This window comes from Microbacterium sp. Leaf320, assembly GCF_001423485.1.
Taxonomy (GTDB): domain Bacteria; phylum Actinomycetota; class Actinomycetes; order Actinomycetales; family Microbacteriaceae; genus Microbacterium.
Window position 1 is genome coordinate 94,623 of record NZ_LMOD01000006.1, and the last position, 20,113, is coordinate 114,735.

General features: G+C 68.0%; 18 protein-coding genes. 8 read left to right on the forward strand and 10 right to left on the reverse strand.

All coding sequences use genetic code 11. The features are described from left to right. Positions 1 to 30: 30 nt before the first annotated feature. The 4 genes from nrdF to nrdH all read right to left on the reverse strand — a co-directional run bounded on the left by nrdF (position 31) and on the right by nrdH (position 3,934). Positions 31 to 1,011 (reverse strand): class 1b ribonucleoside-diphosphate reductase subunit beta, encoded by a 981-nt coding sequence (nrdF, locus tag ASF63_RS18445; protein ID WP_045253201.1) that lies wholly within the window; start codon positions 1,009 to 1,011, stop codon positions 31 to 33. 80 nt (positions 1,012 to 1,091) lie between these two features. Further along, positions 1,092 to 3,212, reverse strand: a complete 2,121-nt coding sequence (gene nrdE, locus ASF63_RS18450) for a class 1b ribonucleoside-diphosphate reductase subunit alpha (RefSeq protein ID WP_056517749.1) — start codon at positions 3,210 to 3,212, stop codon at positions 1,092 to 1,094. A gap of 20 nt (positions 3,213 to 3,232) precedes the next feature. Further along, a complete protein-coding gene (nrdI, locus tag ASF63_RS18455) occupies positions 3,233 to 3,694 on the reverse strand; it encodes a class Ib ribonucleoside-diphosphate reductase assembly flavoprotein NrdI (protein ID WP_056517635.1) in 462 nt (153 codons plus the stop codon). 6 nt (positions 3,695 to 3,700) lie between these two features. Further along, the gene (nrdH, locus tag ASF63_RS18460; protein WP_042537838.1) at positions 3,701 to 3,934 is read right to left on the reverse strand and encodes a glutaredoxin-like protein NrdH; all 234 of its coding nucleotides are present in this window, start codon (positions 3,932 to 3,934) and stop codon (positions 3,701 to 3,703) included. Between the two features lie 389 nt (positions 3,935 to 4,323). Between nrdH and ASF63_RS18465 the strand changes: the two genes are divergently transcribed. From ASF63_RS18465 to ASF63_RS18490, 6 genes are all read left to right on the forward strand, one after another. Then, a complete protein-coding gene (locus ASF63_RS18465; protein WP_200934049.1) occupies positions 4,324 to 5,532 on the forward strand; it encodes an MFS transporter in 1,209 nt (402 codons plus the stop codon). Further along, on the forward strand, positions 5,529 to 6,455 hold the full coding sequence (locus tag ASF63_RS18470; protein WP_056517639.1) for a sugar kinase: 927 nt from the start codon (positions 5,529 to 5,531) through the stop codon (positions 6,453 to 6,455). The genes ASF63_RS18465 and ASF63_RS18470 overlap by 4 nt, the downstream gene beginning before the upstream one ends. Before the next feature lie 54 nt (positions 6,456 to 6,509). Further along, positions 6,510 to 7,268, forward strand: coding sequence for an alpha/beta fold hydrolase (locus ASF63_RS18475; RefSeq protein WP_056517642.1), 759 nt, complete (start codon positions 6,510 to 6,512; stop codon positions 7,266 to 7,268). After that, entirely contained in the window at positions 7,265 to 8,425 is a 1,161-nt protein-coding gene (locus ASF63_RS18480; RefSeq protein WP_056517646.1) for an acyl-CoA dehydrogenase family protein, read from the forward strand. The genes ASF63_RS18475 and ASF63_RS18480 overlap by 4 nt, the downstream gene beginning before the upstream one ends. A gap of 88 nt (positions 8,426 to 8,513) precedes the next feature. Further along, positions 8,514 to 8,981, forward strand: coding sequence for an Lrp/AsnC family transcriptional regulator (locus ASF63_RS18485; RefSeq protein ID WP_056517648.1), 468 nt, complete (start codon positions 8,514 to 8,516; stop codon positions 8,979 to 8,981). Continuing rightward, positions 8,978 to 10,372 carry an aspartate aminotransferase family protein gene (locus tag ASF63_RS18490; RefSeq protein ID WP_056517651.1) on the forward strand — a complete coding sequence of 465 codons (1,395 nt, stop codon included), beginning with the start codon at positions 8,978 to 8,980 and terminating at the stop codon, positions 10,370 to 10,372. Before ASF63_RS18485 ends, ASF63_RS18490 begins: the two co-directional genes overlap by 4 nt. A gap of 15 nt (positions 10,373 to 10,387) precedes the next feature. Here ASF63_RS18490 and ASF63_RS18495 read toward each other — a convergent pair whose 3' ends face one another. After that, positions 10,388 to 11,926 (reverse strand): PucR family transcriptional regulator, encoded by a 1,539-nt coding sequence (locus ASF63_RS18495; protein ID WP_235560865.1) that lies wholly within the window; start codon positions 11,924 to 11,926, stop codon positions 10,388 to 10,390. 98 nt (positions 11,927 to 12,024) lie between these two features. Between ASF63_RS18495 and ASF63_RS18500 the strand changes: the two genes are divergently transcribed. Both ASF63_RS18500 and ASF63_RS18505 read left to right on the forward strand, forming a co-directional pair. After that, on the forward strand, positions 12,025 to 13,506 hold the full coding sequence (locus ASF63_RS18500; protein ID WP_056517655.1) for a CoA-acylating methylmalonate-semialdehyde dehydrogenase: 1,482 nt from the start codon (positions 12,025 to 12,027) through the stop codon (positions 13,504 to 13,506). 36 nt (positions 13,507 to 13,542) lie between these two features. Next, on the forward strand, positions 13,543 to 14,931 hold the full coding sequence (locus ASF63_RS18505; protein ID WP_056517659.1) for an aspartate aminotransferase family protein: 1,389 nt from the start codon (positions 13,543 to 13,545) through the stop codon (positions 14,929 to 14,931). A 98-nt stretch (positions 14,932 to 15,029) separates the two neighbouring features. Here the strand turns inward: ASF63_RS18505 and ASF63_RS18510 are convergent, their stop codons facing one another. The 5 genes from ASF63_RS18510 to ASF63_RS18530 are packed head-to-tail and all read right to left on the reverse strand — an operon-like array spanning position 15,030 to position 20,050. Further along, positions 15,030 to 15,758 (reverse strand): FadR/GntR family transcriptional regulator, encoded by a 729-nt coding sequence (locus tag ASF63_RS18510; protein WP_056517661.1) that lies wholly within the window; start codon positions 15,756 to 15,758, stop codon positions 15,030 to 15,032. 34 nt (positions 15,759 to 15,792) lie between these two features. Beyond that, positions 15,793 to 16,572: a 3-oxoacyl-ACP reductase gene (locus ASF63_RS18515; protein WP_056517662.1), complete on the reverse strand. Its 780-nt coding sequence runs from the start codon at positions 16,570 to 16,572 to the stop codon at positions 15,793 to 15,795. 31 nt (positions 16,573 to 16,603) lie between these two features. Continuing rightward, a complete protein-coding gene (locus tag ASF63_RS18520; RefSeq protein ID WP_056517664.1) occupies positions 16,604 to 17,965 on the reverse strand; it encodes an aldehyde dehydrogenase family protein in 1,362 nt (453 codons plus the stop codon). After that, entirely contained in the window at positions 17,962 to 18,714 is a 753-nt protein-coding gene (locus ASF63_RS18525) for a gamma-glutamyl-gamma-aminobutyrate hydrolase family protein (protein WP_056517665.1), read from the reverse strand. The genes ASF63_RS18520 and ASF63_RS18525 overlap by 4 nt, the downstream gene beginning before the upstream one ends. Beyond that, complete coding sequence (locus ASF63_RS18530; RefSeq protein WP_056517667.1) at positions 18,695 to 20,050, reverse strand: glutamine synthetase family protein; 1,356 nt, start codon at positions 20,048 to 20,050, stop codon at positions 18,695 to 18,697. The genes ASF63_RS18525 and ASF63_RS18530 overlap by 20 nt, the downstream gene beginning before the upstream one ends. Between the last annotated feature and the right edge of the window lie 63 nt (positions 20,051 to 20,113).

Sequence of the window (20,113 nt, forward strand, 5' to 3'; positions counted from 1 at the left end):
ATCCGCCCCCTTCGTGTCGTTCAGCGAGACTCAGAAGTCCCAGTCGTCGTCTTCCGTGGCCTCGGCCTTGCCGATGACGTAGGAGGAGCCAGAGCCCGAGAAGAAGTCGTGGTTCTCGTCGGCGTTCGGCGAGAGCGCCGACAGGATCGCCGGGTTCACGTTCGTGACGGTCGAGGGGAACATCGCTTCGTAGCCGAGGTTCATCAGCGCCTTGTTGGCGTTGTAGTGCAGGAACTTCTTGACGTCCTCGGTCAGGCCGACACCGTCGTAGAGGTCCTGCGTGTACTGCACCTCGTTGTCGTAGAGCTCGAACAGCAGGTTGAAGGTGTAGTCCTTCAGCTCCTGGCGACGCTCTTCGGTCTCGTTCTCGAGACCCTTCTGGAACTTGTAGCCGATGTAGTACCCGTGCACGGCCTCGTCACGGATGATGAGGCGGATCAGGTCGGCCGTGTTCGTGAGCTTCGCCTTGGACGACCAGTAGATCGGCAGGTAGAAGCCCGAGTAGAACAGGAACGACTCGAGCAGTGTCGAGGCGATCTTGCGCTTGAGGGGGTCGTCGCCCTGGTAGTAATCCATGATGATCTGAGCCTTCTTCTGAAGGTTCGGATTCTCGGTCGACCAGCGGAACGCCTCGTCGATCTCCTTCGTCGACGCGAGCGTCGAGAAGATCGAGGAGTAGCTCTTCGCGTGCACCGACTCCATGAACGCGATGTTCGTGTACACCGCCTCTTCGTGAGGGGTGATCGCGTCGGGGATCAGCGAGACGGCGCCGACTGTGCCCTGGATCGTGTCGAGCAGGGTCAGGCCTGTGAAGACGCGCATCGTGAGCAGCTGCTCGTCTGGCGTCAGCGTGTTCCACGACTGGATGTCGTTCGACAGCGGTACCTTCTCGGGCAGCCAGAAGTTGTTCACCAGACGGTTCCAGACCTCGAGGTCCTTGTCGTCGATGATGCGGTTCCAGTTGATCGCCTGAACGCTGTCGACCAGCTTGATCGGGGGGTGAGGAGTCATGTTGCAGTCCTAGAGTCGGTCGTTGAGCGAAGGTGTTCGTTGAGCGAGCGGAGCGAGACGAAACGCAGAGACGAGACGCCTCAGAGCATGCAGGAGACGCATTCCGTCATATCGGTGCCCTCCAGTGCCATCTGACGCAGACGGATGTAGTAGATCGTCTTGATGCCCTTGCGCCATGCGTAGATCTGAGCCTTGTTGATGTCACGCGTCGTGGCGGTGTCCTTGAAGAACAGCGTCAGCGACAGGCCCTGGTCGACGTGCTGGGTGGCGGCGGCGTAGGTGTCGATGACCTTCTCGTAGCCGATCTCGTATGCGTCCTGGTAGTACTCCAGGTTGTCGTTCGTCATGAACGGCGCCGGGTAGTAGACGCGACCGAGCTTGCCTTCCTTGCGGATCTCGATCTTCGACGCGATCGGGTGGATCGACGACGTCGAGTTGTTGATGTACGAGATCGAGCCGGTCGGCGGCACCGCCTGCAGGTTCTGGTTGTAGATGCCGTGCTCCTGGATCGACGACTTCAGCGCCACCCAGTCGGCCTGCGTCGGGATGTGCTTGCCCGCGAAGAGCTCCTTGACCTTCTCGGTCTCGGGCTCCCAGGCGCGCTCGATGTACTTGTCGAAGAACTCCCCCGACGCGTACGTCGAGTCCTCGAAGCCGTCGAAGGCCTGCTTGCGCTCGATCGCGATGTTGTTCGAGGCGCGCAGCGCGTGGAACAGCACCGTGTAGAAGTAGATGTTCGTGAAGTCGATGCCCTCTTCGGAGCCGTAGTGCACGTGCTCGCGAGCGAGGAAGCCGTGCAGGTTCATCTGGCCGAGCCCGATCGCGTGAGAGCGGTCGTTGCCGTCTTCGATCGAGCGGACCGAGCGGATGTGGCTCTGGTCGCTGACCGCGCTCAGCGCCCGGATGGCGGTCTCGACGGTCTGACCCAGGTCATCGGCATCCATCGACAGCGCGATGTTCATCGAGCCGAGGTTGCAGGAGATGTCCTTGCCGATCTGGTCGTACGAGAGGTCGTCGTTGTACGTGGTCGGCGTGTTCACCTGCAGGATCTCGCTGCAGAGGTTGGACATGTTGATGCGGCCCTTGATCGGGTTGGCCTTGTTCACCGTGTCCTCGAACATGATGTACGGGTAGCCCGACTCGAACTGGATCTCGGCGATGGTCTGGAAGAACTCGCGCGCGTTGATCTTGGTCTTCTTGATGCGCGGGTTGTCGACCATCTCGCGGTACTTCTCGGTGACCGAGATGTCGCCGAAGGGAACGCCGTAGACCTTCTCGACGTCGTACGGCGAGAAGAGGTACATGTCCTCGCCGTTCTTGGCGAGCTCGAACGTGATGTCGGGCACGACGACGCCGAGCGAGAGCGTCTTGATGCGGATCTTCTCGTCGGCGTTCTCACGCTTGGTGTCGAGGAAGCGCATGATGTCGGGGTGGTGCGCGTTGAGGTACACCGCTCCTGCACCCTGACGGGCTCCGAGCTGGTTGGCGTAGCTGAAGCTGTCTTCGAGGAGCTTCATCACGGGGATGATGCCCGACGACTGGTTCTCGATCTGCTTGATCGGCGCACCGGCCTCGCGGATGTTCGAGAGCAGCAGCGCCACGCCGCCGCCGCGCTTGGAGAGCTGCAGAGCGGAGTTGATGCCGCGGGCGATCGACTCCATGTTGTCTTCGATGCGCAGCAGGAAGCAGCTGACGAGCTCGCCGCGCTGGGCCTTGCCCGAGTTGAGGAAGGTCGGGGTGGCGGGCTGGAAGCGGCCGGAGATGATCTCCTCGACCAGGGCGACCGCGAGCTTCTCGTCGCCGCCCGCGAGGCCGAGAGCCGTCATCACGACGCGGTCCTCGAAGCGCTCGAGGTAGCGCTTGCCGTCGAACGTCTTGAGCGTGTAGCTCGTGTAGTACTTGAAGGCGCCGAGGAAGGTCTCGAAGCGGAACTTCTTGCCGTAGGCGAGGTCGTTGAGCTGCTGGATGAACTCGAGCGAGTACTGCTCGATCACGGCCGGCTCGTAGTACTCCTTCTCGACCAGGTAGTCGAGGCGCTCCTTGAGCGAGTGGAAGAACACCGTGTTCTGGTTGACGTGCTGCAGGAAGTACTCGCGTGCCGCCCGCTTGTCGGCGTCGAACTGGATCTTGCCGTTCGCGTCGTACAGGTTAAGCATCGCGTTGAGGGCGTGATAGTCCAGGCCCTCGTAGGTCGGGTTCATCTTGAACGCCACCGTGTCTGTCACTGAGTCGGTTCCTGCCTGCTCGTCAACTGCGGTACCCACCGTCGCTCCAATCCGTCGCTCACGCGATCAACATCGTCTTGTGTGCCGAAGATCTCGAGCCGATACAAGTGAGGCACGTTGCACTTGCGGCTGATGATGTCACCGGCGAGACAGAACGAGTCGCCGAAGTTGGTGTTGCCCGCAGAGATGACTCCGCGGATGTGTTGCCGGTTGCGCTCGTCGTTGAGGAACCGGATGACCTGCTTGGGCACCGCGCCTCGTTCGACGCCGCGCCCCTCACCCCCGCCATAGGTGGGAGTGACCAGCACGAAGGGCTCGTCGATGACGAGTTCTTCCTGCTGTCGGAGAAGGGGAATGCGTCGGGCCGGGAGCCCGAGCTTCTCGACGAAGCGCGCGGTGTTACCCGAGGCGCTCGAGAAGTAGACCAGGAGCGGCGCGGCGGTCGCGACGGCGCTCATGGCTCATTACGCCAGACGCGAGGCGAGCTCGTCGATCTTGTCGGGGCGGAAGCCCGACCAGTGGCCCTCGTCGGTGACGACGACCGGCGCCTGCATGTAGCCCAGCGCCTTGACCTGCTCGAGCGCGGTTGCGTCTTCCGACAGGTCGAGGATTTCGTACTCGATGCCCTTGGCGTCGAGCGCGCGGTAGGTGGCGTTGCACTGAACGCAGGACGGCTTTGTGTAGACCGTGATCGACATCTTTTCGCTTCCCCTCAAATCTCTGGCCTGCATCTGAATCAGGCTGTTTTCCGGTAGACCCTCACCGGGATCTCAATACTACATATAGGTACGGACATTCAGGGTGACCACTAGGGGTAGTAGTTACATACGTGTAGTTTTCCACCGCTCTCCACTGGTACAACACAGGTTCTCCACCGTTTCTTCCACAGGCTCAGGCCCCTCGGAGGCACCTCCGAACCGCGAGAAATCGCGGCTGGGAACGACCTGTGAGAGATCCATCCACAGGTGGCACGATACGACCGGCCTCCGACATCGGATTTTCTGTGGAAACTCCGTTTGGGCGTGTCGCGGCGTGTCGCCGAGGAGCCGCTTCGACGGCCGCCGCCGGCTCCCGGTAGCGTTGACCCGTGGCGGGATATCGGGACCTTCTTCGCACGCCCGGGGTGGCGCGCATGATCGCGGCACAGCTGACCGCTCGATTCCCCAACGGCATGAGTTCGCTCGCCATCCTGCTTCATGTGGAGCAGCAGACCGGCTCCTACGGGTCGGCAGGCCTCGTGCTCGCCGCGACCAGCGTCGGCCAGGCCGTCGCCGGCCCGATCACGAGTCGATGGATGGGCGCCTGGGGCATGCGCCGAGTGCTCACCCTCACGCTCAGCGTGTGCGTGGTCGCGGTGCTGGGTCTCGCCCTGCTCCCCCTGAACGTTCCCGGCTACATGATCCTCGGCATGATCGCCGGGCTCTCGACTCCGCCGGTGCAGGCTGCGGTGCGCACCATCTATCCGAAGCTCGTGAATTCCAAACAGCTCACTCCTCTCTTCTCGCTCGACGCCTCTCTGCAGGAGATCATCTGGGTGCTGGCGCCTGTCGTGATCACGCTCGTGTCGACGCAGGTGGGTACAGCAGAGGGGCTGCTCCTCGTCGCCGCGGTGCTCGTCGGCGGCGGAGCGTGGTTCATCCTCTCCCCCGAGGTCGGCCGCGTGCGCATCCCGCGCAGCCGCAGCGCGCTCGGCAAGGTCGTCCTCAAGCCGCCGGTGCTGCTCGCCACCGTCATCGGATTCCTGCTCATCGGCGCCTGCTCGGCCGTCGAGGTCGGGGTCGTCGCGACGTTCGAGCACGGGAGCCTCGCCGCGGGTCTGGTGCTCGCGGTGTTCGCCGTCGGCAGCCTCGCCGGAGGCCTCTCGTTCGGCCACATCCCGATCGGCCCCTGGGCGATGGCCCGCCGCCTCACGATCGTCACAGTCGGCCTCGCCCTCACGATGTTCTCGCTCAACGAGTTCTGGCTCGGCGGCACGCTGATCGTCGCCGGCATCGGCATCGCCCCGGCGCTGGCCGTGCTGTTCGCCATCACGACCGCGAGCGTCAAGTTCAGCGAGACCGCCGAGGCGTTCGGCTGGGCGGGCACCGGTCAGCTCATCGGCGCGGCCGCCGGATCGGCCGTGGCCGGGTTCCTCGTCGACGCGACGGATCCCCGTGGCGCCTACCTCGCAGCGACCCTGTTCGCGGCGGCCGGACTCGTCGTCTCGATCGTGTTCGTCCGCTCGTTCCCCGATCTGCGTCATCGCGACGCGAGCCCCCACCCCGACACCGAACCCCTGGCGGTCACCCCTTCATGAGCTCTGTCTCCTCCCCCGCATCCGCCGACTCGACCATCGCCCCCGAGGTCGTCTGCATCGGCGAGTCCATGGGACTCGTCACGGCCCTCGGCGCACCGCTCGCCGAGACCGAGACGGCAGCGCTGGGACTCGCCGGCGCCGAGGGAAACGTCGCGGTCGGACTCGTGTCGGCAGGACACCGGGCCGCGTGGGCGTCGCGCCTCGGCGACGACCCGATCGGCATCCGCATCTCGACCGAGCTCGCGCGCCGGGGCGTCGACCTCTGGGTCACGACCGATGCGGACGCTCCCACCGGCGTCATGTTCAAGGACCCGGGCGTCGAGTCCTCCTCCGTCTACTACTACCGCCGCGGGTCGGCGGCCTCGCTGATGGGTCCGGGGTTTCTCGACCCCGCACAGCTCGCCGGCGTCCGGATCGTCCACACCACCGGCATCACCCCCGCACTCTCAGCGTCGTGCCGAGCGATGGTAGACCAGCTCTACATCGACGCCCGTGCCGCCGGCGCGCTCGTCTCGTTCGACGTCAACGACCGTCGCGCGCTGTGGACCATGCAGGACGCCGCCGAGACGCTGGCCAGGCTCGCAGATGCCGCCGACATCGCGTTCGTCGGACGCGACGAGGCCGAGCGCATCTGGGGCACTGCGACGCCTTCCGAGATCCGCGCGCGCCTCCCGCACTGCGGGCTGCTGATCGTCAAAGACGGCGATGTCGGTGCGACCGCGTTCCACGGCGACGCCGAGCCGGTGTTCGTGCCGGCTCCCCGGGTCGATGTCGTCGAGCCGGTCGGCGCCGGCGACGCCTTCGCCGCGGGCTTCCTCGCCGCGACCCTCGACGGCGCCGGCCTCGCCGACCGCCTCTCTGCAGGGCACGCCGCCGCCGCCGTGGTGCTCACGACGCACGGCGATCTGCCTCCGCTGATCTGACCTCGCGTGAGCGCGACCGGGCTGCTCCGCGCAACCCGGTCGTAGGCTGAGAGCATGCCCGCACCGCTCTCGCTGCCTCGCATCTCCTGGGGACACCCGGCGTCTGATCGCCGCGTCCTCCTCGTGCACGGACTCGGCTCGTCCGGCGCACTCATGTGGCGCCTCGGCACCGCTCTGGCCGACATGGGCTGGCACGCGACCGCTATCGATCTGCGGGGCCACGGCGATGCGCCACGCGCTCTCGACTACTCGGTCGCCGCGTACGGCGCCGACCTCGCCTCCACGCTGCCCGAGGGCGGCGGACCGTGGGATGCCGTGGTCGGCCACTCGCTCGGCGGGGCCTCCGCCACGGTGGCCGCGGCATCCGCCCCCGAGTGGACTCGCCGACTGGTGCTCCTCGACCCCGCGATCCTCGTCGGCGGTCGCGACGCCACGATCGTGCGCAAGAGCCAGGAGCGCGCGTTCGCCGACAACAGGGTCGAGCTGGTTCAGCAGGAGCATCCGCACTGGCATCCGCAGGATTGGGAGCTCAAGGTCGACGCGGTGCACCGCACGAGCGCCTGGGCGGTCGAGCAGACGAGCCGGCAGAACACTCCCTGGGACGTCACGGCGGATGCCGCACGGGTGACCGTCCCCACGCATGTGATCGCCTCCGATCCCGCGGTGTACAGCATCTTCACCGGTGACGTCGCGGCCGGCGTGCTCGCATCGAACCCGCTTATCACGATGTCGGTGGTCGCGGGATCGGGGCACTCGCTGCACCGCGACAAGCCGGAGGAGACCATCCGACAGCTGGAAGAGGCACTCGCATGAGCACGTTCGATCCGACCGCCTTCCTCCCGGACGACCTGCTCGAGCGCATCCGCGACCGGGCGCCGATCCACGACCGCGATAACACCTTCCCCCAGCAGGACCTCGACGAGCTCCGCGACGCGGGCTACCTCTCGATCCTCGTGCCGGCCGAGCGCGGCGGCGCGGGTCTGGGGCTCGCCCAGGCCGCGATCCTGCAGCAGCGCCTCGCGACCGCCGCCCCGGCCACGGCGCTCGCGATCAACATGCACCTCGTCTGGACGGGCGTCGCCAAGGTCTTCTCCGACCGCGGCGTGCCCGGCCTCGAGTTCGTGCAGGACGGCGCGGTCGCGGGAGAGGTCTTCGCGTTCGGCATCAGCGAGGGCGGCAACGACCTCGTGCTGTTCGGAAGCGACACAGATGCCGTTCCCACTGCCGACGGCGGCTACGCGTTCACCGGCACCAAGATCTTCACCTCCCTCGCGCCGGTGTGGACGAAGCTCGGGCTGCACGGCCTCGACACGACGAGCGCCGACGCCCCGAAGCTCGTGTTCGCCTTCGTCGAGCGCACCGATGCGGTCGTCACGGGCGACGACTGGGACACCCTCGGCATGCGGGGCACGCAGAGCAGGACGACTCGACTCGACGGAGCCACGGCGGATGCCGCGCACGTGGTGCGCCGCATCGACCCGGGCCCGAACCCCGACCCCATCGTCTTCGGCATCTTCTCGGTCTTCGAGATCCTGCTCGCCTCGGTGTACACGGGCATCGCCCGGCGCGCGCTCGACCTCGCGGTCGAGACCGCCCAGAAGCGCCGCTCGAAGAAGACGGGCGCCGCCTACAGCCAGGACCCCGACATCCGCTGGCGCATCGCCGATATGGGGCTCGCCTACGACGCCCTGCCTCCGCAGATCGCCGCGCTCGCCCGAGACGTCGATGAGAAGGTCGACAACGGCGCCCGCTGGTTCACTCTGCTCTCGGGCGTCAAGCATCGGGCGATCACCATGTCGAAGCACGTCGTCGACCAGGCGATGCTCGTCGCGGGCGGCGGCTCGTACTTCTCGTCGAACGAGCTGTCACGGCTGTACCGCGACGTCCTGGCGGGCGCGTTCCACCCCTCCGACCCCGAGTCGGCGCATGCGACCGCGGCGAGCGCATGGTTGGGACCACTCGACTCCTAGCCCCGGTATTCTGCGGTTTCCCGGCTGCCGCTTCGAAAATTCTGCGGAATCGGTTGAAGAGAGACCACTCCGGTGCGAGGATCGCATCATGCCGTCCTCGAAGAAGCACCCCCCTTTGGATGATGTCGCGAAGACGATCATCGAGCTGCTCCAGGAGGACGGCCGACGCTCGTACTCCGACATCGGGCGAGAGGTCGGCCTGAGCGAGGCCGCCGTCCGGCAGCGGGTGCAGCGCCTCACGGAGTCCGGCGTGATGCAGATCGTCGCTGTCACCGACCCGATGCAACTGGGCTTTCCCCGGCAGGCCATGATCGGCATCCGCGTCTCCGGCGACACCCGCGTCGTCGCCGAGGCCATCGCCGAGATCCCCGCGATCGACTACGTCGTGATCACGGTCGGATCCTTCGACATCCTCGCCGAGGTCGTGTGCGAAGACGACGAAGACCTGCTCGCGATGATCAACGACCACATCCGCCCGATCGACGGGGTGCTGTCGACCGAGACCTTCATCTACGCCAAGCTGCAGAAGCAGCTCTACAACTGGGGGACCAGATGAGCACGCAACGCCAGACTCCGTCCGAGGCCGAACTCCAGGCGATGGCCAAGGACCACCTGTGGATGCACTTCACCCGGCAGTCGACCATGGAGAAGAGCGGCGTGCCGATCATCGTCAAGGGCGATGGCCACCGCATCTGGGACTCGAAGGGCAAGGAGTACTTCGATGGCCTCTCGGGACTCTTCGTCGTCAACGCCGGGCACGGTCGCCGGCGCCTCGCCGAGGCCGCGGCGAAGCAGGCATCCGAGCTCTCCTTCTTCCCGCTCTGGTCGTACGCGCATCCCGCGGCGATCGAGCTCGCCGACAGACTGGCCGACGAGGCCCCCGGCGACCTCAACCGCGTGTTCTTCTCGACGGGCGGCGGCGAGGCGGTCGAGACCGCGTTCAAGCTCGCGAAGCACTACTGGAAGCTGCAGGGCAAGCCCACCAAGCACAAGGTGATCTCGCGCTCGGTCGCCTATCACGGCACTCCGCAGGGCGCCCTCGCGATCACCGGCATCCCGGCGATGAAGTCGATGTTCGAGCCGGTCACGCCGGGCGGCTTCCGGGTGCCGAACACCAACTTCTACCGCGCGGCCGAGATGGGCGGCCCGAGCGACGACCTCGAGGCCTTCGGACGCTGGGCAGCCGACCGTATCGAGGAGATGATCCTGTTCGAGGGAGCCGACACGGTCGCTGCCGTCTTCCTCGAGCCGGTGCAGAACTCGGGCGGATGCTTCCCGCCCCCTCCCGGCTATTTCGCCCGGGTACGCGAGATCTGCGACCGCCACGACGTGCTGCTGGTCTCCGACGAGGTCATCTGCGCGTTCGGTCGGCTCGGCCACACGTTCGCGTGCACCGGTCTCGGCTACGTGCCCGACATGATCACGTGCGCCAAGGGCATGACGAGCGGATACTCGCCGATCGGCGCGACGATCATCAGCGACCGGATCTACGAGCCGTTCTCGAAGGGCGACGTCTCGTTCCCGCACGGCTACACCTTCGGCGGACATCCGGTGTCGGCGGCGGTCGCACTCGAGAACCTCGCGATCTTCGACGAGGAGGGGCTCAACGAGCACGTGCGCGAGAACTCGCCGCTGTTCCGAGCCGAGCTCGAGACGCTGCTCGACCTGCCCATCGTCGGAGACGTGCGCGGTGACGGCTACTTCTTCGGCATCGAGCTCGTGAAGGACAAGGCGACGCGCGAGACGTTCGACGACGACGAGTCGGAGCGGCTGCTGCGGGGCTTCCTCTCCCCCGCGCTTTTCGAGGCCGGGCTCTACTGCCGCGCCGACGACCGCGGAGACCCCGTGATCCAGCTCGCGCCGCCGCTCACGGTCGGTCCTGCCGAGTTCCGCGAGATCGGGCAGATCCTGCGGAGCGTCCTCTCCGACGCCCAGTCGGTGCTCTGACCCAGCCGGATCGTCTCAGCCGGATGCCGCGGTGCGCCGCCTCGCCAGCAGTGCGAGGTGGAGCGCCGCGATCGTCTCGCCGTCGTCGAGGTCGGCCCCCAGCAGGTCGCCGATCAGCGTGAGGCGCTGATAGAACACGGACCGCGACAGGTGGCTGGCCGCCGCTGCGGCCGAGCGATTGCCAGGGTGCGCGACGAGAGCTGCGATCACATCGAGCAGGTCGCCGCGGCGCTCCCTGTCATGACGGATCAGCGGCGCCAGCATCCGCTCGCTGTGCTCGTGCAGTCGGTGATCGTCGCGCAGCGTGGCGACGAGCCGCTCGAGCGGGCGGTCGTCGACGCGGCGCACTCGGGCACCCGACTCGGCCCGCTCGCTGTCGGCCAGATCGCGCGCCGCACGCAGAGAGCCGAGCAGGCCGATCACGTCATCGGCGACCGGCCCCACGAAGACCGCCCGGTCGGGGCCGGCGACGCGCAGCAGCACCTCGTCGGAGAGCCCGGCGGATGCGGGCGCCGACAGCAGCGCGACGTCATCGCCGTCGACGCGGGCGGCCATCACCGCGAAGCCGGCCTGCCGCGCGCGGTAGGCGAGCTCGCTGATCGAGCCGCTGCCCCGTGCCACGATCCCGTGGCAGTGGCGGCCTCGGAGCGCGAACCCTCCGGCGCGCAGCCGGGCGTCGATGTCCTCGGCCTTCGCGAAGCGCGCACCGAGCAGGTCGTCGATCACTCCGCGCTGAGCCAGCAGCGACCATTCCGCGTCGCCGCCGTCGGCGATGCATCCGAAGGCGAGGGCCGTCGCGCCCTGCTCGAGCACCGTGACCCGACCGGCGGGATGCGCAGGGCCCGGCAGCGCGAGGAGCGTGCCCCAGCGCATCCCGCGCGCCTGCACGGGCACCGTCTCGGCAGCGCTGCGATTCTCAAGCACCTCGGCGATCGGCATCTCGAGCCCCTCCGTCGCGATCACCTCGCGCGCGAGGTTCTCGAGCACGACCGGGGCTCCGAGTGCGCGAGCGGTCTCGGAGACCACGACGTCGGCGGGAGCCCCCTGCAGGCTCAGTGCGGTGAAGAGCTCGTGCAGACGCTGCCGTTCGCGCAGCGCCTGCGTCTGCGCGGCGATCAGCGCATGGTGCACGGCTTCGGTCACGGCGACGAACTTGACCTCGCGGGTGAGGGCGATGAGGGCGAGTCCCACGGTCGCGCAGACGTCGACGACCGGCTGCGGCACCGCCTGCCGAGCGGTCTTCAGCTCGAACACGATGCCGGCGATGCCCGCCCGATGCAGGCTCGACGCGAAGTCCCTCAGCTCGGCATCGTCCACAGGCCACCCGGCGCCTGTGGTCAGCAGCAGCTCACCGCCGTCGAGCAGTCGCGCGACGCCTACGCTGTCGGAGACGTGCACCCAGCGCACCGCGGCATCGAGCGCCGCACCGCCGACGAGCACGTCGGGTTCACCCTGCTGTACCGCAGCCTCGGCGAGCACATCAGCCACCGTCAGGAAGACGGCGCCCGTCGGACGATCTGTCCGATTGCCGCCGATCTCACTACGTTCTGACACCGCAGATGCTCCTTGTGCTCTGTGATCATGGGAGGAAGCCAGCGTATCGCCCCTCGGTCAGAGTGTTCGATGCGGATCCCACATCCCGAAGGAGTCCCGTGATCGTCCGTCACCTCATCAATGGAGCAGACACCGCCGACGCGGCGCGCACGGGAGAGGTCTTCGACCCGGCAACCGGTCAGGTCTCGAAGCACGTCGCCTTCGCCTCCACCGCCGAGGTCGACCACGCGATCACCGCCGCGGCATCCGCTCTGCCCGCCTGGCGCGAGACGAGCCTCATCAAGCGCGCCGACGTGTTCTTCCGTCTGCGTCAGCTGCTCAAGGAGCGCACGCCCGAGCTCGCGGCGATCGTCACCTCGGAGCACGGCAAGGTGCTCTCGGATGCCGCGGGCGAGGTGTCGCGCGGCATCGAGAACGTCGAGTTCGCCGCCGGTCTCGTGCACCTGCTGAAGGGCGAGCGCAGCGAGCAGGTCTCGCGTGGTGTCGACGTGCACTCGGTCAAGCAGCCGGTCGGCGTCGTCGCCGCGATCACTCCGTTCAATTTTCCCGTGATGGTGCCCCTGTGGATGGTCGCCTCCGCGATCGCGTGCGGCAACACGGTCGTGCTCAAGCCGAGCGAGAAGGACCCCTCGGCGGCCGTCTGGATCGCGAAGCTCTTCCATGAGGCGGGCCTTCCCGACGGCGTGCTCAACGTCGTGCACGGCGACAAGGAGGCCGTCGATGCTCTGCTCGAGTCGCCGCGTGTGAACGCGATCAGCTTCGTCGGCTCGACCCCCATCGCCCGCTCGATCTACCAGCGCGCCGCGAACGCGGGCAAGCGTGTGCAGGCGCTCGGCGGCGCGAAGAACCACATGGTCGTCATGCCCGATGCCGACATCGACGCCGCAGCGGATGCAGCGATCTCGGCCGCCTACGGCTCGGCCGGCGAGCGCTGCATGGCGGTCTCGGTGCTGGTCGCAGTGGGCGACATCGCCGACGACCTGGTGGCCGCGATCGCCTCGCGCATCGACGGCCTCTCGATCGGTGCGGGCACGGATGCCGCGAGCGAGATGGGTCCGCTCATCACCCGCGAGCACCGCGACCGCGTCGCCTCGTACGTCACGGGCGCCGCCGCCGAGGGCGCGACGGTCGTGGTCGACGGCACGACGAAGCAGTTCGACTCGGAGGGCTTCTTCATCGGAGTCAGCCTGATCGACCGGGTCGCCCCCGGCATGAAGGTGTACGACGACGAGATCTTCGGACCGGTGCTCTCGGTCGTGCGCGTCGAGACCTACGCCGAGGCCGTCGAGCTGGTCAACGCGAATGCGTACGGCAACGGCACCGCGATCTTCACGCGCGACGGCGGCACCGCCCGCCAGTACGAGTTCGACATAGAGGTGGGAATGGTCGGCGTGAACGTGCCGATCCCCGTGCCGATCGGCGCGTACTCGTTCGGCGGCTGGAAGGACTCGCTGTTCGGCGACTCGCACATCTACGGCCCCGAGTCGGTGCACTTCTACACTCGGTCGAAGGTGGTCACCACGCGTTGGCCCGACCACACGCCCTCGCAGATCGACCTGGGCTTCCCGAGCAACCACTGAGCTCCCGAGCAGACACCGAGAACTGAGACACGAGACATGACGAACTTCATCGACCGGCGCGGCGCATCGCATCCGCTCCCGGCCCCCGAGGCCGAGGCGCAGGTGCGTGCGGATGACCGCGGCCACGTCTTCCACTCCTGGAGCGCCCAGGGCCTGATCGACCCGCTTCCCGTCGCGGCGGGCGAGGGCTCGACGTTCTGGGACTACGCCGGCAACGCCTACCTCGACTTCTCGAGTCAGCTGGTGAACCTGAACCTCGGCCACCAGCATCCCGATCTCGTCGCCGCGATCCAGCAGCAGGCCGGGCGTCTGTCGACCATCCAGCCGGCGATGGCCAATGACGTGCGGGGCGAGCTCGCCCGACTGATCGTCGAGGTCGCGCCCGAGGGGTTCGAGAAGGTGTTCTTCACGAACGGCGGCGCCGAGGCCAACGAGTACGCGGTGCGCATGGCCCGCCAGTCGACGGGCCGCCACAAGGTGCTGTCGATGTACCGCAGCTATCACGGGTCGACCTCGACCGCGATCTCGCTGACGGGTGACCCGCGGCGCTGGGCCAACGGCACTCCCGATTCGGGCGCCGTGCGCTTCTTCGGCCCCTACCTCTATCGCTCGCCGTTCCACGCCGAGACCCCGGAGCAGGAGTCCGAGCGCGCACTCGCCCACCTCGAGCAGACGATCCAGCTCGAAGGACCCGCGACGATCGCCGCGATCATCATCGAGACCGTAGTCGGCACGAACGGAGTGCTCGTGCCGCCGCCCGGCTACCTGCAGGGCGTGCGCGAGCTGTGCGACCGCTACGGCATCGTCTACATCGCCGACGAGGTCATGGTCGGCTTCGGCCGTCTCGGCGAGTGGTTCGGCATCGACGCGTACGACGGGCGCCCTGACCTCATCACCTTCGCCAAGGGCGTGAACTCGGGCTACGTGCCGCTCGGCGGCGTCGTGATCTCGGAGCGCATCGCGAAGGCGTTCGACACCACGCCGTTCGCCGGCGGACTGACGTACTCGGGCCACCCGCTCGCGTGCGCCGCGGGCGTCGCGACGTTCGAGGTGTTCCGCCGCGATGGCATCCTCGAGCGCGTGCGCGACCTGGGCGAGCGCATCGTCGAGCCGATGCTGCGCCGCTGGGTCGACACCCACCCGAGCGTCGGAGAGGTGCGCGGTCGCGGCCTCTTCTGGGCCGTCGAGCTCGTGCGCGACAAGGAGACGCGCGAGCCCCTGGTGCCCTTCAACGCGAGCGGAGCGGATGCTGCGCCGGTCGCCGCCTTCGCCGCCGCCGCGAAGAAGGCCGGCGTCTGGCCGTTCACGCACTTCAACCGGATGCATGTGGCACCGCCGCTCGTGATCACCGAAGACGACCTGGTGCGCGGTCTCGCCGTGCTCGATGAGGCTCTGTCAGTCGCCGACGAGGCCGCAGCGAGCTGACTGCGGCACGACCGGGGACGCGCGCCAGCGGCAGATCCCGGTCGTGTGGCACGACCCGCGCCGGAGCGGTGCGGGTCGAACTCGTGACCCGCTCGGATTCAGATCAGGAATCCGCGCAGCAGCGCTTCGGAACCTGCGAGGTGATCGCGCATCGCGGCCTCCGCGGCGTCGGGGCGACCGGCGAGGATCGCGGTGACGATGCGCTCGTGCTGCTCGCCCGAATGCTGGATGTTGCGCGGCATCAAGGGGAACGTGTCGAGCCACGCGTTGACGTCGGCCCGATTCTCGGCGACGAGAGCGACGAGCGACGGGATGCCGGCAGCCTCGGCGATTGCGAGGTGCAGCAGGGTGTCGAGGCGCCGATACTCCTCGGGCCCGGCGGGCAGCGCGGCCTCGTGCCGCGCCCACAGGTCGGCGCGGGTCGCGGCATCCAGCGTCCGACTCGCGGCCGCGCGCACCGCCCCGGTCTCGAGCACCCGCCGCAGGCCCAGCACGTCGTCGAACTCGGCAGCGGTCACGGCCCCGGCATCCGAGGGCTGCGGCAGCGGGTCGGCGACGAACGTGCCGCCGTACCGCCCGCGCTTGGGCACCAGGTATCCGGTGTCCGCGAGCTCGCGGATGGCCTCCCGCACGGTGTCGCGGCTGACGCCGAACGATGCCGCGAGCTCTCGTTCGGGCGGTAGGGACTCCCCCGGCGCGACGACGCCGAGGCGGATGGTCTGCACGAGTCGAGCGACCGCATCTTCGAGCGCGTTGCCTCGGCGCAGGGGCCGGTAGACGGCCCGGCGCACCTCGACGAGATCGCCGTCGGAAGGGTGCTCGCTCATGCTTCTCAGCCTGTCACAGCGACATGAGCGCGGATCACAGCGGGGTGACGTAGGCGTTGGTGATGCCGCCGTCGACGACGAAGGCACTCGCGGTGATGAACGACGAGTCGTCCGAGGCGAGGAACGCCACCGCGGCGGCCAGCTCCGACGGCTCGGCGAAGCGCCCCATCGGCACATGAACGAGTCGGCGCTGCGCCCGCTCGGGATCCTTGGCGAACAGCTCCTGCAGCAGCGGGGTGTTCACCGGTCCGGGGCACAGGGCATTGACGCGCACCCCCTGTCGCGCGAACTGCACGCCGAGCTCGCGCGACATCGCGAGCACTCCACCCTTCGACGCGGTGTAGCTGATCTGCGAGGTCGCCGACCCCAGCAGCGCGACGAAGGATGCGGTGTTGATGATCGATCCCCGTCCCGCCGGCACCATGTGGCGAAGCGCCGCACGGCTGCACAGGTACACGCTCTTGAGATTGACGTCCTGCACGCGATCCCAGGCCGGCAGCTCGGTCGTCTCGATCGAGTCGTCGTCGGCGGGCGAGATGCCCGCGTTGTTGAAGGCGATGTCGATGCGGCCGAACTCCTCGGCGACCCCGTCGAAGAGCGCGTTGACCTTGCCCTCGTCGGCGACGTCGACCGGACGGAATGCACCGCCCACCTCCGCGGCAGCCTTCTCTCCCGTGGCGGGGTCGACGTCGGCGATGACGACGAACGCGCCTTCTGCGGCGAACCGCTGGGCGGTGGCGAAGCCGATGCCGCTCGCGCCGCCGGTGATGATGGCGACGCGGTCCTTGAGGCGCTGGGTCAGATCGATGGTCATGTGTGTTCTCCGTTGCAGGTGGGGATGCGGGTCAGGATTCGTCGGTCGCGAAGAAGACGTTCTTCGTCTCGGTGAAGTGCTCGGCGGCGTCCGGTCCGAGCTCCCGCCCGAGGCCCGAGGCCTTCATGCCGCCGAACGGCGTCGCGTAGCGCACCGAGGAGTGCGAGTTCACCGACAGCACGCCGCTCTGCACTCCGCGCGAGACGCGCACCGCGCGACCGAGGCTCTCGGTCCAGATCGAGCCGGCGAGACCGTAGGCGGTGTCGTTCGCGAGACGGATCGCATCGGCCTCGTCGTCGAACGGCATCACTGCGACGACAGGCCCGAACACCTCCTGCTGGGCGATCCGGTCGGACGGATCGGCCAGCACCACGGCCGGGGCGAACCAGAAGCCGTCGCCCTGGGGCGCGCTGCCCCGGAACGCGATGTTCGCATCGTCGAGGAACCCCGACACCGTGTCGCGGTGCGCCGCCGAGATCAGCGGCCCCATGTCGGTATCCGCGCTCGACGGGTCGCCCACCCGCCACGCCTTGACCGCCGGCTCGAGCAGTTCGAGGAACCGGTCGTACACCGAGCGCTGCACGAGCAGCCGGCTGCGCGCGCAGCAGTCCTGCCCGGCATTGTCGAACACCGACCCGGGAACGGCCGCGACGGCCTTCTCGAGATCGGCATCCGCGAAGACGATGTTGGCGCTCTTGCCGCCGAGCTCCAGCGTGACGGGCTTGAGCGCTCTGGCGCATCCGGCGGCCACCTCGATGCCGACCTCGGTCGAGCCGGTGAACACGACCTTGCGCACATCCGGATGCTCGACGAGTCGCTGCCCGACGACCGAGCCAGAGCCTGTGACGACCTCGAAGAGCCCCTCGGGGAGGCCCGCTTCGAGGGCGAGCTCGCCGAGGCGGATGGCCGTCAGAGGCGTGAGCTCGGCCGGCTTCAGCACCACGGCGTTGCCTGCGGCGAGCGCCGGCGCGAACGCCCATGCCGCGATCGTCATGGGGAAGTTCCACGGCACGATGACCCCGACCACGCCGTACGGATCGTGGAAGGTGACGTCGAGTCCGCCCGCCACCGGGATCTGTCGACCCGAGAGACGCTCGGGGTCGGCCGAGTAGTAGTTGAGCACCTGGGCGACGTGACCGGCTTCCCACCGAGCGGAGCCGATCGGATGCCCGGAGTTCAGCACCTCGAGCTGGGCAAGCTCTTCGACCGCGGCCCCGACCGTGCGCGCGAAGGCACGCAGCGCATCGGCCCGCGCGACGGGTGCGAGTGCCGCCCACCGGCGCTGAGCCGAGACGGCACGAGCGATCGCGGCATCCGTCTCTCCGATGTCGGCGCGCGCGACCTCGCGGATCGCCGAGCCGGTCGACGGGTTGATGACTGTGAACGCGCTCATCGGGCGTCCTCCTTCCGCCGCGCGGCGAACGCGCGGGCCTGTGAGACGAGATCGGTGAAGAGCCGCCGGTCCTCGGCGTTCTCCTCGGGGTGCCACTGGACGCCGACGATATGACCGACTGACGTGTCGACGAAGGCCTGCACGAGTCCGTCGTCGGAGTGCGCCGCCGCGACCAGCCCCTCGCCCAGGCGATCGACGCCCTGGTGGTGGTAGCTGTGCACCCGCATCTCGGTCTCGCCGATGATGTCGGCGAGGCGTGTGTCGGTCGACACCGCGACGTCGTTCTCGGCGAAGACTCCCCCGCCGATGCGGTACTTCTCGGTACCGAGCGATTCGGGCAGATGCTGCTGCAGAGTGCCGCCGCGGGCGACGTTCACGAGCTGCAGACCGCGGCAGATGGCGAGCACCGGGATGCCACGACGCTCGGCCGCCTGGAAGAGCGCGAGCTCCCACGCGTCACGGTCCACCCTCGCGGGGTCGGTGAGCGGATGCCGGTCCTCGCCGTAGAGCTCGGGGGCGACGTCCGCGCCACCCGAGAGCACGAGTCCGTCCATCCCCGAGATCGCCGCGTCCGCGGCATCCGGATCCTGGGGCGGGAGAAGAAGGGCGATGCCGCCGGAGGAGGTCACGCTCGTGAGGTACTGCTCCGGCAGGAACGCGGCCCTGACATCCCACACCCCCTGCTGCGCGCGCTCGAGATAGGTCGTGACGCCGATCAGCGGCGCGGGGTCAGAGGCGCTCGAAGCCACGGATGCGCTCCCAGTCGGTGACGGCCGCGTCGTAGGCTTCCACCTCGATGCGGGCCTGGTTCAGATAGTGCTCGACCACGTCGTCGCCGAACGCCGCCCGCGCGATGGTCGATTCGCTGAACAGCTTCGCCGCCTCGCGCAGGGTGGTCGGCAGGTGGTCGACCGCATCCTCGTAGGCGTTGCCGGTGAATCGCTCGGGCAGCGGCAGTTCGTTCTCGATGCCGTGCAGACCGCCCGCGATGATCGCCGAGATCGCGAGGTACGGGTTCACATCTCCGCCGGGCACCCGGTTCTCGACCCGCAGCCCCGATCCATGGCCGACTACCCGCAGAGCGCAGGTGCGGTTGTCGATGCCCCAGGCGACTCCGGTCGGGGCGAAGCTGCCCTTCGCGAACCGCTTGTACGAGTTGATGTTCGGCGCGAGCAGCAGGGTGAACTCCCGGAGCGTGGCGAGGATGCCGGCGATCCAGTGCTCCATCACCGGGCTGAACCCGTGCTCGCCGTCTCCCGCCATGACCGGGGCGCCCGACTCATCCCGCAGCGACAGGTGGATGTGACAGCTGTTGCCCTCGCGCTCATTGAACTTGGCCATGAACGTGAGCGCCTGTCCGTGCTGCTCGGCGATCTCCTTGGCGCCGTTCTTGTAGATCGCGTGCTGGTCGGCGGTCTCCCGCACCTCCGCATAGCGGAATGCGATCTCCTGCTGGCCGAAGTTGCACTCGCCCTTCACTCCCTCGCAGTACATTCCGGCGCCATCCATGCTGTTGCGGATGTCGCGCAGCAGCGGCTCCATGCGGGTCGAGGCGAGCAGGTTGTAGTCGACGTTGTAGTCGGTCGCGGGTGTCAGCCCGTCGTACTTGCGCGCCCAGGCGTCGCGGTAGGTGTTGTCGAAGACGATGAACTCGAGCTCGGTGCCCGAGTACGCGATCCAGCCCCGCTCGGCGAGACGGTCGCGCTGGCGATCGAGGATCGCCCGGGGCGAGGGCCCGACGGGTTCGCCGTTCTGCCAGACGAGATCGGACATGACCAGCGCGGTGCCCTCGAGCCACGGGATGTTGCGCAGGGTCTCGACATCGGGCTTGAGCACCATGTCGCCGTAGCCGCGGTCCCAGCCCGACATCGCGTAGCCGTCGACGGTGTTCATGTCGACGTCGACCGAGAGCAGGTAGTCGCAGGCCTCGGCCCCGTGAGCCAGGATGTCCTCCTGGAACAGCCGCGCCGACACGCGTTTGCCGACCAGTCGCCCCTGCGCATCCGCGAAGGCCACGATCACCGTGTCGATCTCGCCGGCGGCGATGCCGGCATCCAGCTGTTCGATGCTCAGGTTGCCCGACATCTGACGCTCCGTTCTCGTGCGGTGAAGCGATCGGCCGACCGGCTTCGCCCTCAGAGTAGATCA